The 12,669-nt window shown below is 60.1% G+C and carries 12 protein-coding genes; 7 read left to right on the top strand and 5 right to left on the bottom strand.

Annotation, left to right across the window (positions count from 1 at the left end; all coding sequences use genetic code 11):
• Positions 1 to 2: 2 nt before the first annotated feature.
• The 5 genes from truD (at position 3) to rpoS (ending at position 4,785) form a co-directional block, all read left to right on the top strand.
• Complete coding sequence (gene truD, locus BVU99_RS09115; protein ID WP_025301620.1) at positions 3 to 1,049, top strand: tRNA pseudouridine(13) synthase TruD; 1,047 nt, start codon at positions 3 to 5, stop codon at positions 1,047 to 1,049.
• On the top strand, positions 1,030 to 1,791 hold the full coding sequence (surE, locus tag BVU99_RS09110; protein WP_168186779.1) for a 5'/3'-nucleotidase SurE: 762 nt from the start codon (positions 1,030 to 1,032) through the stop codon (positions 1,789 to 1,791). Before truD ends, surE begins: the two co-directional genes overlap by 20 nt.
• The gene (locus BVU99_RS09105; protein ID WP_004932585.1) at positions 1,785 to 2,411 is read left to right on the top strand and encodes a protein-L-isoaspartate(D-aspartate) O-methyltransferase; all 627 of its coding nucleotides are present in this window, start codon (positions 1,785 to 1,787) and stop codon (positions 2,409 to 2,411) included. The genes surE and BVU99_RS09105 overlap by 7 nt, the downstream gene beginning before the upstream one ends.
• Before the next feature lie 325 nt (positions 2,412 to 2,736).
• On the top strand, positions 2,737 to 3,732 hold the full coding sequence (nlpD, locus tag BVU99_RS09100) for a murein hydrolase activator NlpD (protein ID WP_162495996.1): 996 nt from the start codon (positions 2,737 to 2,739) through the stop codon (positions 3,730 to 3,732).
• A gap of 54 nt (positions 3,733 to 3,786) precedes the next feature.
• On the top strand, positions 3,787 to 4,785 hold the full coding sequence (rpoS, locus tag BVU99_RS09095) for an RNA polymerase sigma factor RpoS (protein ID WP_004932578.1): 999 nt from the start codon (positions 3,787 to 3,789) through the stop codon (positions 4,783 to 4,785).
• A 79-nt stretch (positions 4,786 to 4,864) separates the two neighbouring features.
• Here rpoS and mutS read toward each other — a convergent pair whose 3' ends face one another.
• Entirely contained in the window at positions 4,865 to 7,420 is a 2,556-nt protein-coding gene (gene mutS / locus BVU99_RS09090; RefSeq protein ID WP_099816621.1) for a DNA mismatch repair protein MutS, read from the bottom strand.
• A gap of 396 nt (positions 7,421 to 7,816) precedes the next feature.
• Between mutS and BVU99_RS25105 the strand changes: the two genes are divergently transcribed.
• Entirely contained in the window at positions 7,817 to 7,984 is a 168-nt protein-coding gene (locus BVU99_RS25105) for a hypothetical protein (RefSeq protein ID WP_162882342.1), read from the top strand.
• Here BVU99_RS25105 and BVU99_RS09080 read toward each other — a convergent pair.
• From BVU99_RS09080 to BVU99_RS09065, 4 genes are all read right to left on the bottom strand, one after another.
• Complete coding sequence (locus tag BVU99_RS09080; protein ID WP_025301624.1) at positions 7,981 to 8,598, bottom strand: Fic family protein; 618 nt, start codon at positions 8,596 to 8,598, stop codon at positions 7,981 to 7,983. The two genes, BVU99_RS25105 and BVU99_RS09080, sit on opposite strands and share 4 nt — an antisense overlap.
• A 193-nt stretch (positions 8,599 to 8,791) precedes the next feature.
• Complete coding sequence (locus tag BVU99_RS09075; RefSeq protein ID WP_244590498.1) at positions 8,792 to 9,784, bottom strand: hypothetical protein; 993 nt, start codon at positions 9,782 to 9,784, stop codon at positions 8,792 to 8,794.
• A gap of 29 nt (positions 9,785 to 9,813) precedes the next feature.
• Positions 9,814 to 10,785, bottom strand: a complete 972-nt coding sequence (locus BVU99_RS09070; RefSeq protein WP_099816569.1) for an aldo/keto reductase — start codon at positions 10,783 to 10,785, stop codon at positions 9,814 to 9,816.
• Positions 10,786 to 10,797: 12 nt separating this feature from the next.
• Entirely contained in the window at positions 10,798 to 11,598 is an 801-nt protein-coding gene (locus tag BVU99_RS09065; protein ID WP_168186778.1) for a glucose 1-dehydrogenase, read from the bottom strand.
• A 106-nt stretch (positions 11,599 to 11,704) separates the two neighbouring features.
• On the opposite strand from BVU99_RS09065, the gene BVU99_RS09060 reads away from it, so the two are divergent.
• The gene (locus tag BVU99_RS09060) at positions 11,705 to 12,598 is read left to right on the top strand and encodes a LysR family transcriptional regulator (protein ID WP_025301628.1); all 894 of its coding nucleotides are present in this window, start codon (positions 11,705 to 11,707) and stop codon (positions 12,596 to 12,598) included.
• Positions 12,599 to 12,669: the final 71 nt, after the last annotated feature.

Genomic DNA, 12,669 nt, shown 5'->3' with positions numbered 1-12,669 from the left:
GCATGGATATGGCGAAACTGACCTGGCTGCATGGCCGGCCGCAGAGCACCGGGGTGTTGAAAGCCAATCCGGAAGATTTCGTGGTGGTGGAAGACCTGGGCTTTGCGCCGGACGGCGAAGGCGAGCACGTGCTGGTGAACATCCGTAAAAACGGCTGCAATACCCAGTTCGTGGCCGACTATCTGGCGCGCTTCGCCGGTATTCACGCCCGTTCCGTCAGCTATGCCGGCTTGAAGGATCGCCACGCGGTGACCGAACAGTGGTTCTGCCTGCATATGCCGGGCAAGGACACGCCGGATTTCTCACAGTTTGCGCTGGAAGGCTGCGAGGTGCTCTCGTTCGCCCGCCACCTGCGCAAAATGCGCATCGGCAACCTGAAGGGTAACCACTTTACGCTGGTGCTGCGCCACATTTCCGATCGTCAGGACGTGGAAAACCGTCTGCAGGCTATCGCCGCGCAGGGCGTGCCAAACTATTTCGGCAGCCAGCGTTTCGGCCGCGGCGGCAACAATCTGGTGATGGCGCGTCGCTGGGCAAACGACGAAATCCGCGTCAAAGAGCGCAGCAAACGCAGCTTCTACCTTTCCGCCAGCCGCAGCGCGCTGTTCAATCTGATAGTCGGCCGGCGCCTGGCCGACGGCCTGCAGCGCACCGTGCTGGAGGGGGACGCCCTGCAGTTGAGCGGCCGCGGCAGCTGGTTCGTCGCCAAGGCCGATGAGCTGGAGACGTTGCAGCAACGGCTGGATGCCGGCGAGTTGGTTGTCACCGCGGCGTTGCCGGGCGACGGTGAGCCAGGCACCGCCGGCAAAGCCTTGGCTTTTGAACAACAATGCTTGGCGGAACAACCGGAATTGCTTACGCTTTTAAAGCGCGAGCGTGTCGAACCCGCTCGTCGGGCCCTGCTGTTGCAGCCGCAAAATTTGCAGTGGAACTGGTGGGATGACGTTACCGTGGAACTGCGCTTCTGGCTGCCGGCAGGCAGCTTCGCCACCAGCGTAGTTCGCGAAATCATGCAGCAGGATAACAGTGATGCGGATATTGCTGAGTAACGATGACGGCGTTAGCGCCCCGGGCATTCAGGTGCTGGCGGCGGCGCTGCGGGAGTTCGCCGAGGTGCAGGTCGTGGCGCCGGATCGTAACCGCAGCGGTTCTTCCAACGCCCTGACGCTGGAGTCGCCGCTGCGCACGCAGACGCTGGCCAACGGCGATATCGCGGTGCTGCAGGGGACGCCGACCGACTGTGTTTACCTTGGCGTCAACGCATTGATGCGCCCGGCGCCGGATATCGTCGTCTCCGGCATTAACGCCGGACCGAATTTAGGCGATGACGTCATCTATTCCGGCACCGTCGCGGCGGCGATGGAGGGCCGACACCTGGGGCTGCCCGCGCTGGCAGTGTCTCTGAACGGTCACCAACACTACGCGACCGCAGCGGCCATTACCTGCCGCATCCTGCGTGCGCTGCAGCGTGAACCGTTACGCACCGGAAAAATCCTGAATATCAACGTGCCGGATTTGCCGCTGGCGGATATCAAAGGCCTGCGCGTTACCCGCTGTGGCAGCCGTCATCCTGCCGATAAGGTCTTCTGCCAGCAGGATCCGCGTGGACAAAATCTCTACTGGATCGGGCCGCCTGGTGATAAATTTGATGTCGGGCCGGATACCGACTTTGCGGCGGTGGAACAAGGCTATGTGGCGATCACGCCGCTACAGGTGGATTTGACCGCCTACGCGGCGCAGGAAGTCGTGACAACATGGTTAACCAAGGCAGAGGTTAGCGGGGAATGGTGAACAAGCGTATGCAAACATTGCTGACGCAGCTGCGTCAGCAAGGGATCCGGGACGAAAAGCTGCTGCGAGCGATCGAAGCGGTGCCGCGCGAGCGTTTTGTCGACGAAGCGCTGGATCACAAAGCCTACGAAAACACTGCATTACCGATCGGTTCCGGCCAGACCATTTCTCAGCCCTATATGGTGGCGCGGATGACCGAGCTGCTGAATCTGAAGCCCACTTCACGGGTGCTGGAGATCGGCACCGGTTCCGGTTATCAGACCGCCATCCTGGCGCATCTGGTGCAACACGTTTGTTCCGTCGAGCGCATCAAGGGGCTGCAGTGGCAGGCCAAGCGCCGCCTGAAGCAGCTCGATCTTCATAATGTTTCCACTCGCCACGGCGATGGCTGGCAGGGCTGGGCGTCGCGCGGCCCGTTCGATGCGATCATCGTCACCGCCGCACCGCCGGAGATCCCGCAGGCGCTGGTGGAGCAGCTGGACGACGGCGGCATTTTGGTGTTGCCGGTGGGCGAACAGGCCCAAACCCTCAAACGCATTCAGCGTCATGGCAACGATTTCGTGGTCGATGCGGTCGAAGCGGTGCGCTTTGTGCCGCTGGTGAAAGGCGAATTGGCCTAGCGATTGTCTGATTTTTCGACCGTCTGCAAAATCTGTTGCACTTTCATCACGTCCGGATAAGGTTTTCTCGTTCCAATCAGGCTAATTTTCACTAGAATTGGCCTTTCTACGTAGTTGTCTTATGGTGCGGCGACGCCAATGTGGTTAGCATTGGCGCGCGTTTTGATGCTCCGGCGGGAGATGACCTGGCGTTCAGGGATCGGCCGGCGGCGCCTTTACATCGCAGAAACTGGGAAGTGGCAAAAGCTCGGCTACGATGTAAAGGGTATTTTGGATATATCACTGATATTGCTGTCATGGGGGAAGCATGAGCACGGGAAGCCCAATGATTACGTTACGCCGGGTAGCGGTGTGTACGATGGTAAGTTTGTGGTTGGCGGGTTGTACGAATACGGCCTCAACGTCGGCCCCTATCAGCAGCGTGGGCGGCGGCGCCGTTCCATCCGGCAATAATAATGGCGGAGCGCAGCAGGCCAGCCCAGAGGGCCGCATTGTCTATAATCGCAGTTATAACGCCATCCCTAAAGGGAGCTACAGCGGCGGCGAAACTTATACGGTCAAGCGCGGCGACACGCTGTTTTACATCGCCTGGATCACCGGCAACGATTTCCGCGACCTGGCGCAGCGCAACAATATTCCCGAGCCATACAGCCTGAATGTTGGCCAAACCATTCAGCTTGGTAATGGTTCTGCCAACGGCGGCGGCGGCATGTTGGCGACGACAGACGCGACCAAAGGCGGCGTTCCGAAGCCACCTTCCAGCGCCCAGATCCAGACGGCAACGGTTGATTCTCAATCAACTAACGCGTATTCTGAAAACTCGGGTAAACAGAATGTAGGTAAGATGTTACCTGCAGCAGGTGCCGCAGCGGTTGGGACCGCGACTGCGCCTGTTACCGCGCCGGAAGCCGCTCCTCCCGTGAGCAGCACCGTCAGCAACAGCGCTCCGGTCAGTACCTGGAGATGGCCGACTGACGGTAAGGTTATTGATAACTTTTCCTCATCAGAAGGTGGGAATAAAGGTGTCGATATCGCCGGTTCTCGTGGGCAGCCTATCTTTGCTACCGCCGATGGTCGCGTAGTGTATGCAGGCAACGCTTTACGGGGTTACGGTAATCTAATCATCATCAAACATAATGATGATTACCTGAGCGCCTACGCTCATAACGACACAATGCTGGTCCGGGAACAACAAGAAGTGAAGGCGGGTCAAAAAATAGCCACCATGGGTAGCACCGGTACCAGTTCAGTACGTTTGCATTTTGAAATTCGTTACAAGGGGAAATCCGTAAACCCGCTGCGTTATCTTCCGCAGCGATAGATTGGGCAGAATACGCTGAGATTCTGCTCGCGGTATCACGGGTAGGAGCAGCATATGAGCCAAAATACGCTGAAAGTTAACGAGTTACATGATGATGCGGATTTCGACGAGAATGGAGCTGAGGCCGAGTCGTTTGATGAAAAAGCGCTGGTAGAAGAAGAGACCAGCGAGAACGATTTAGCGGAAGAAGAGCTGTTGTCTCAAGGCGTTACGCAACGCGTATTGGATGCGACGCAGCTCTATCTGGGTGAGATCGGTTATTCACCTCTGCTGACCGCAGAGGAAGAAGTCTATTTTGCGCGGCGTGCTCTGCGCGGTGACGTGCCGTCCCGCCGTCGCATGATTGAAAGCAACCTGCGGCTGGTGGTGAAAATCGCCCGCCGCTACAGCAACCGTGGTCTGGCGCTGCTGGATCTGATCGAAGAAGGTAACCTCGGTTTGATTCGCGCAGTGGAAAAATTCGACCCGGAGCGCGGTTTCCGCTTCTCCACTTATGCAACCTGGTGGATCCGTCAGACGATTGAACGGGCGATCATGAACCAAACCCGTACTATTCGTTTGCCTATCCATATCGTCAAAGAACTGAATGTCTATCTGCGCACCGCACGCGAGCTTTCCCATAAGCTGGATCATGAACCGAGCGCTGAAGAGATTGCCGAGCAACTCGACAAGCCGGTGGATGACGTCAGCCGCATGCTGCGCCTGAATGAGCGCATCACTTCGGTGGATACGCCGCTGGGCGGGGATTCGGAGAAAGCGCTGCTGGACATTCTGGCCGACGAGAAGGACAACGGGCCTGAAGACACCACGCAAGATGACGATATGAAACAAAGCATCGTCAAATGGTTGTTCGAACTGAACGCCAAACAACGTGAAGTGTTGGCGCGTCGTTTCGGCCTGCTGGGCTATGAAGCGGCGACGCTGGAAGACGTAGGTCGGGAGATTGGCCTGACGCGCGAGCGCGTCCGTCAGATTCAGGTTGAAGGTCTGCGCCGTCTGCGTGAGATTCTGCAGATGCAGGGCCTGAGCATTGAGGCGCTGTTCCGCGAATAACGCCGGTTGTTGAACCGCATCAAATAAAAACGGTGAGCATTATGCTCACCGTTTTTTTATGCCTGCGTCTGGCGCCTGACTACACCATATTTTTCAGCCGGTAGATCCATTCCAGCGCCTGGCGCGGCGACAGGGAATCCGGATCCAGCGCTTCCAGGGCTTCAACCGCCGGCGAGGCCTCTTCCTGCAGCAGCGTCATCTGGGTGGCATCGACGCTGCCCGATGAGGTGTGGCTGGAGATAGACTCTAGCTCGCGCAGCTTCTGGCGGGCGCGCTTGATGACGTCGCGCGGCACGCCAGCAAGCGCGGCGACCGCCAGGCCATAGCTTTTGCTGGCAGCCCCGTCCTGTACGCTGTGCATAAAAGCGATGGTGTCGCCATGTTCGAGCGCGTCCAGATGCACGTTGACCACGCCCTCCATTTTCTCCGGTAGGGTCGTCAGTTCGAAGTAGTGGGTGGCGAACAGTGTCATCGCCTTGATGCGGTTAGCCAGGTTCTCGGCGCAGGCCCAGGCCAGCGACAGGCCGTCGTAGGTGGAGGTACCGCGGCCGATTTCATCCATCAACACCAGGCTGTGTTCGGTGGCGTTGTGCAGGATGTTGGCGGTTTCGGTCATCTCCACCATGAAGGTGGAGCGGCCGGAAGCCAGATCGTCCGCCGCGCCGACGCGGGTGAAGATGCGATCCACCGGGCCGATGGTGGCCTTGGTGGCCGGCACGTAACTGCCGATGTGCGCCATCAGCACGATCAGCGCCGTTTGCCGCATATAGGTGCTTTTACCGCCCATGTTCGGGCCGGTAATGATCAGCATGCGGCGCTGCGGCGACAGGGTGAGCGGGTTGGAGATAAACGGTTCGCTCAGCACCTGCTCCACCACCGGGTGGCGGCCTTCGGTAATGCGGATCCCCGGCTGCTCACTCATGGTCGGGCAAGCGTAGTTCAGGGTATCGGCGCGCTCGGCCAGGTTGGCCAGCACGTCCAGCTCGGCCAGTGCGGCGGCGCTCTGCTGCAGCTCCGCCAGGTGCGGCAGCAGCAGATCGAACAGTTCGTCGTACAGGCTTTTCTCGATCGCCAACGCCTTGCCCTTGGAGGTGAGCACTTTGTCTTCGTACTCTTTCAATTCCGGGATGATGTAGCGCTCGGCGTTTTTCAACGTCTGGCGGCGCACATAGTGGATCGGCACCAGATGGCTTTGGCCGCGGCTCACCTGAATGTAGTAGCCGTGTACGCCGTTAAAACCGACCTTGAGCGTGTCCAGCCCCAGCTTTTCACGCTCGCGGATCTCCAGCCGGTCGAGGTAGTCGCTGGCGCCATCGGCCAGCGCGCGCCACTCGTCCAGCTCGCTGTTGTAACCGGGGGCGATCACGCCGCCGTCGCGCACCAATACCGGCGGCGATTCAATCACCGCGCGTTCAAGCAGCTCGCGCAGCTCGTCGAACTGGCCCACCTGCGCCAGCAGCTGCTGCACGTGCGGGGTGTCCACGTCTTGCAGCAGCGCGCGGATGTCCGGCAATTGCTGGAAAGCATGACGCATGCGCGCCAGATCGCGCGGACGCGCGGTACGCAGCGCCAGGCGCGCCAAAATTCGCTCCTGATCGCCCACCTGGCGCAGCGAAGGCTGCAGATCGGCGAACAGCTCCTGCAATGCGTCGATCGCCTGTTGGCGGGCGGTCAGCACCTTGATGTCTCGGGTCGGCATGTGCAGCCAGCGTTTCAGCATGCGGCTGCCCATCGGCGTGACTGTGCGATCGAGGATCGCCGCCAGCGTGTTGTCGCTGCCGCCGGACAGACTCTGCGTCAGCTCCAGGTTGCGGCGGGTGGCGGCGTCCATGATGATGCCGTCCTGCTGACGCTCCATGGTGATGCCGCGAATGTGCGGCAGCGAAGTACGCTGAGTATCTTTGACGTACTGCAGCAGACAGCCGGCGGCGCGCAGCGCCTGGTGCGCCTGCTCGACGCCGAAGCCGGTCAGATCGCGGGTACCGAACTGCAGGTTGAGCTGTTGGCGTGCGGTCTCCAGTTCGAATTCCCACAGCGGACGGCGGCGCAAGCCGTGGCGCTGTTCGATCAGCGCCATGTGTTCGAAGGTTTCCGGATAGAGCAGCTCGGCCGGATTGGTGCGCTGCAGCTCGGCGGCCATGGTTTCCAGATCCTGCGGCTCGGCGACGCGGAAGCGGCCGGAGCTCACGTCCAGCGTGGCGTAACCGAAGCCGCGCGCATCCTGCCAGATCGCCGCCAGCAGGTTGTCCTGGCGTTCTTGCAGCAGCGCTTCGTCGGTGATGGTACCGGGGGTGACGATACGCACCACTTTGCGCTCGACCGGCCCTTTGCTGGTGGCCGGATCGCCGATCTGTTCGCAGATGGCGACGGATTCGCCAAGCTGCACCAGCTTGGCCAGGTAGTTCTCCACCGCGTGGTGCGGCACGCCGGCCATCGGGATCGGTTCACCCGCCGAAGCGCCGCGTTTGGTCAGCGAGATATCCAGCAGTTGGGAAGCGCGCTTGGCGTCGTCGTAAAACAGCTCGTAGAAGTCGCCCATGCGGTAGAACAGCAGGATTTCAGGATGCTGGGCCTTGAGGCGCAGGTACTGCTGCATCATCGGCGTGTGCGAATCGAGTTTATCGGTGCTATTCATGCGATTATTTTTCCAATCCATTGAATGTAAAGGGAACTGTGATTTTCATTGTCGTCATTCGCTATCACATTGTTTCAGCAGACGCCGCCCCTTTTAGCGCTTGCCGGGCGGCGCAAATCAAATCATCAAAACGCCAAACGGCGCGCTCAAACCCAAGGTTTGCACAGACGCTTATACTAGCCCAGCGGGCAATCGGCTGTCACAGGTAAAAATGGGAAGCGCTGCGCAAGGCCGGTTTGTAACGCAGCGAGATTGTCGTTCGCCTGCGGGCAACAACGCAAGTGTTGCCGCACGGAGTGGTGGTGAGGCTATGGCTCGGGAGTGAGAGGCAAGGGAATGAAGTCCTGTACATTCCTTGATATAATGTCTTCAACAAATTTGCGAACAGAGGTTGTCATGAGTAACAGCAAAAAAGTGCAGGTGGGTTATGCCAAGCCGTCCCGTACGGACATTGCGCGTTCCGTGGCGACATCAACGGCGGTTGAAACAGGTCAACCCTCAGCCAGAGTTGAAGCTTCTTTAGAAGAAGCGCGTAAAAAATTTGCTCATTTGCGCCTTGCCTAATATCTTCTTAGTGCTTGACTGACCCAGTGTTTCATTGGTTCGTAGTTCATGTTCATACCTGAGTGAATCGCTGAGATATACTGGGCTCTGTTTTGCTCCCAGCTTTGATAATCCAACGGTTTATGCCCGCCCTGAACCGCCATCACATCGGCCAACAGCCGTGACAAACGGCCATTCCCTTCTCTGAAAGGGTGTATGAGTATCAGTTCAACATGGATTATCGCAATCGCTTCTATCAGCTGTTCTTCGCTCATGGCTGAGCAAGGTGTGTAACGGGCCAGGTATTCCACCTCGAAATCGTCCAGTAGTTTGGGCAATCGCGTCGAAGGGGCAAACATAAAGCCCCCTTTGCTGATATTGACAGTTCTTGCTTGACCAGCCCATGCATAGATATTGCCTAACCAGCGGCGATGCCAGCCCTTGATCATCTCGACGGTGATTTTCCCTAATGGAAAATGCTGTTCGAAAATGGAATGGTAGAGCTGTTCCAGCAATACCAATTCGGCATCGTCGAGTTCATTGCTATCGGCAATACCCAGCTTGTTGGCTAGAACTTGCTCGCCGGATTCTTTCTCATATTGGCCTTCGCTGCTGGAAACATGGTATCGGCTCATGCTTACGCTCGATAAATGAGGCGGGAGATAAGGCAAGTATAATCAGCGATACGCGGCGGAACAATTTAATTAAAATCAGGTTATTAAGTTAGGATTAATCATAAGTCTGATTAATGGCATCGAAGTAAATAGTTTCAATTTATTGGATGTTAACGATACAACGCAAGTCGCCGCCCGCAGTGGGGCGGCGACTTTATTGCGCGGCGGTGAGAGGCAGGGGCAGTTGATAGAGGCGGAAACTGTCGGGCACTTCGGTTTCATGGCCGGGCAGCAGACGGTGGCGGATGCGCGACTCGCTGACGAAGGCGCAGCCTTGTGGGGTGATAGTCAGGTTAACCGGCGACTCCATGCCTTCGCGCAAGACCTCAAGTTGGTGCATCCCTGCCGCCTTGGGTGACGGGATCCGCAGGATCCGCCCTTGGCCGCTCTGGATCCCGTTTTCCAGCACGATCAGCGCGCCGTCCGGCGCCAATCCCATTCCGTCCGGGTTTTCAATCAGGCGCGGCAGCTGCATTTCCGTCAGCTGCGGCTGCGGATCGTTATAGCTGAGGGTATAAAGCTTACCGGTGCCGAAATTGGCGACAGCCATCAGCCGATCGTCGAGCAGCACGATCCCGGCGGCGCCCAGCCCGCTGGGGGCCGCCAATCGCGCATCCTGAAACAGCGTACTGAATGCCGCTTCGCCCGGCCGCAGGCGCAGGATGCCGCCGCCGCGGGTTTCCGTTACGTACACCGTGCCGTCTGCGCCGAGCACGATATCGTTGCCCATTTCCCCCGTCGGCAGTGCCAGGCTGCGGTTGAGGGTGCCATCGGCGACATTCAGCGCATAGATGCGGTTGGCCCGCGTTTTGCCGCCGGAAAGGAAGTCCGGCGAATTGCCCCACAGCAACCCGCGCCGTTCGTCCAGCCGCAGCGCGTTTGAGGCGAACACCGTGTCAGCGCCAGGGAAAAAGGTTTCCCACGCTTTACCCGGCCGCTTGCGCAGCACGTTGCCGCTGGTGATCAGGCCGACATACAACGTGCCGTCCGTCGCGCGGGCGATGCCGTTGGGATAAAGCGCGCCGGGCGGCAGCGTCATGCTGCTTTCGGCGCAGTGGGTATTGGCGGCGGCCTGCGCCGGAGTGGTCAGGGGGAGTGCGGCGGCGAGGGTGAACAACGCTGCTCGCGCGGTAAGCGCATATGACATGTTTCTCTCCGGGAATGGGGGAAAAGGGGCTACCAGCGCTCGGGGCGGGCAGCCTGTGCCATTGGCGCCTCCAGCGCGGCTAGGTCTTCCGGCGATAGCCTGAGGGTGAGCGCTGCCAGCGCATCCTGCAGATGGTGCGGCTTGGACATGCCCACCAGCGGCGACGCCACGCCGGGTTTGGCCAGCAGCCAGGCCAGCGCGATCTGCGCCGGTGGAACGCCGCGCGTGGCCGCCACCTCCGCTACCGCCGCGACGGTGCGTTCCACTTCGTTTCTGCCGCCGTACCAACGGGGCGCCTGTTCGTCGGTGGCGGCGCGCAGCGTGCCGCCACTGCCGGAACCGGCCAGTACGCCGCGGGCCAGCGGCGACCAGGGCGTCAGGCCAAGGCCCTCCTCCAGACACAGCGGGATCAGCTCCTCTTCGTCTTCACGCGTCACCAGGTTGTATTGGCTTTGCAGCGAAATAAACGGCGCCAGGCGGTGTTGACGTTGAAAGGCCAGCATTTTCATCAGGCGCCAGGCGTGCAGCGAAGAGGCGCCGAGATAGCGGATTTTGCCCGCCCGCACCAGGCCGTCGAGGGTGTCGGCAGTTTCTTCGATCGGCGTTTCGGTGTCGAAGCGGTGCAGCACGAACAGATCGAGATAATCCGTCCCCAACCGCTGCAAGGAGGCGTCGACGCTGTGCAGCAGGTGCTTGCGCGACAGTCCGCGGCTGTTCGGCTGCGCGTCCATCGGAAAGTAGGCTTTGGTGGCGATCACCACGTCTTCACGGCGGGCGAACGCCTTCAGCGCGCGGCCGAGAATGCGCTCGCTTTCTCCGCCGGAGTAAATGTTGGCGGTATCGAAAAAATTGATGCCCGCTTCCAGCGCCTCGCGGATAAAGGGGCGCGCTTCATCTTCTTTCAGCACCCAGGGCCGCCAGGCCGGATCGCCGTAGGTCATGCAGCCCAGGCAGAGGCGGGACACCTGCAGACCACTGTCGCCAAGCCGTACGTAGTTCATGGCGTCGTCTCCTCAGCGCATGCCGGCGATGGTGTAACCGCCGTCCACCAGCAGGCTTTGGCCGGTGATGAAGCGGGCTTCGTCCGTCGCCAGCCACAGCGCCACATCGCCGATGTCTTCCGATTCGCCCAGGCGGCCGGCGGGCGTGTGGGCGATAAAGGGCGCGAACGCCGCGCTGTCGGCCACGCTGCCGCGCGCCATCGGCGTGTCGATGATGCCGGGGTTGATGTTGTTGACGCGGATGCCCTGGCCGCTGTATTCGAGCGCCACCGCGCGGATCATCGCATCGAGCGCGCCTTTGCTGGCGGAATAGCTGGATGAGCCGGCCAGCGCGCCGTGGGTCAGCCAGGAGGACGTGTTGATGATCACGCCGCCTGAATGCTGTGCCAGGAAGGTTTCAATCTCGTATTTCATCGCCAGCCAGACGCCACGAAGGTTAATGGCGATCACGCGGTCAAAATCCTCGCTGCTCTGTTCGGTGATGGGGGCGAAGTTGCCGATGATGCCGGCGTTGTTGAAGGCGACGTCGAGCCGGCCGTAGTGGGCGCTCACCGTGGCGAGCAGCCTGCGGATATCGTCTTCCTGGGAGACGTCGGCCACGATGGGCAGGGCGTCGCCGCCGGCCAGCGCGATGTCGCGCGCCGTGGCTTCGATTTCCGCCGCGCGACGGCCGACCAGCGCGACGTTGGCACCTTCGCGGGCATAGGCCAGCGCCGCAGCGCGGCCGATACCGGTACCGCCGCCGCTCACCAGTACGACTTTGTCCGCCAAACGGCGCGGTGTTTCATGAGTTGGAGCTGTAGCATTAATCATCGCTTCGATACCTGGTAATGGGTTCGATCGCAATGCTATGTTGTTAGATGACGGATAACTATCCGCTAAAAATTCATCTCACTATTAGATAATTTATATTAATAGCATGAAGAAACCCGAACTGTCCGGCCTGGCGGCCTTCGTGGCTATCGCCAGTGAACGCAGCTTCCGCCGCGCCGCCGCCCGATTGGGCGTGACGCCGCCGACGCTGACCCACACCCTGCGCGAACTGGAGGCGCAGGTGGGCATTCGCCTGCTGAACCGCACCACCCGCAACGTCTCGCCGACGGAGGCCGGAGAGCATCTGCTGGCGCAGCTGGTGCCGGCTTTTACCGACATCGACGCCGCGCTCGAGAGCCTGAATGCGTTTCGCGAAGGGCCGCGCGGCCTGGTGCGCATCAACGCGCCGCGTTCTGCGATCGATCTCGCCATCGTGCCGCATCTGGGGCGGTTGGCCAGCGAATACCCCGGCATTACGCTGGAAGTGGTGGCGGACGAGGGGTTCGCCAATATCGTCGAGCAAGGTTTTGACGCCGGCATCCGGCTCGGTGAGGACCTGCATAACGATATGCGCGCGGTGCGCCTGACACCGGATCTGCGTTTCGCCATCGTCGCCACGCCGGACTATTTTCAGCGGCACGGCGAGCCGACGCATCCGCGGGATTTACTGCAGCACCGTTGCATCGGTTGGCGCAAAGCCTCTTCAGGCGAGCGCTACAAATGGGCTTTTCAGCAGGGGGAGCAGCGATTTTCTGTGGCGGTTAACAGCCCGTTGATACTCGATGACGGCAGGATGATGGTGCAGGCGGCGCTGGCGAACGTCGGCATCGCTTTTGCCATCGAGCAGGAGGTGGAAGAATACCTGGCGAGCGGGCGGCTGCGGCGGGTGCTGGCCGACTGGTGCACGCCGTTTCCCGGTTTTTACCTCTATTACCCCAACCGCAGGAACCATTCCGTGGCGCTGGCCACGGTGATCGAGTTGCTGCGTCTGCCCATGTAATCCTCTTTGCCTGCTGCCGTCGCGTTCGGATGGCAGCAGCCGAATCAAGCTTGAACTATTTTTATTCCCTC

The organism is Serratia sp. OLAL2, from assembly GCF_002752475.1.
Classification (GTDB): domain Bacteria; phylum Pseudomonadota; class Gammaproteobacteria; order Enterobacterales; family Enterobacteriaceae; genus Serratia; species Serratia bockelmannii.
Note: the sequence above shows the minus strand (reverse complement) of the source record. Positions and strands in the feature narration are given on the sequence as shown.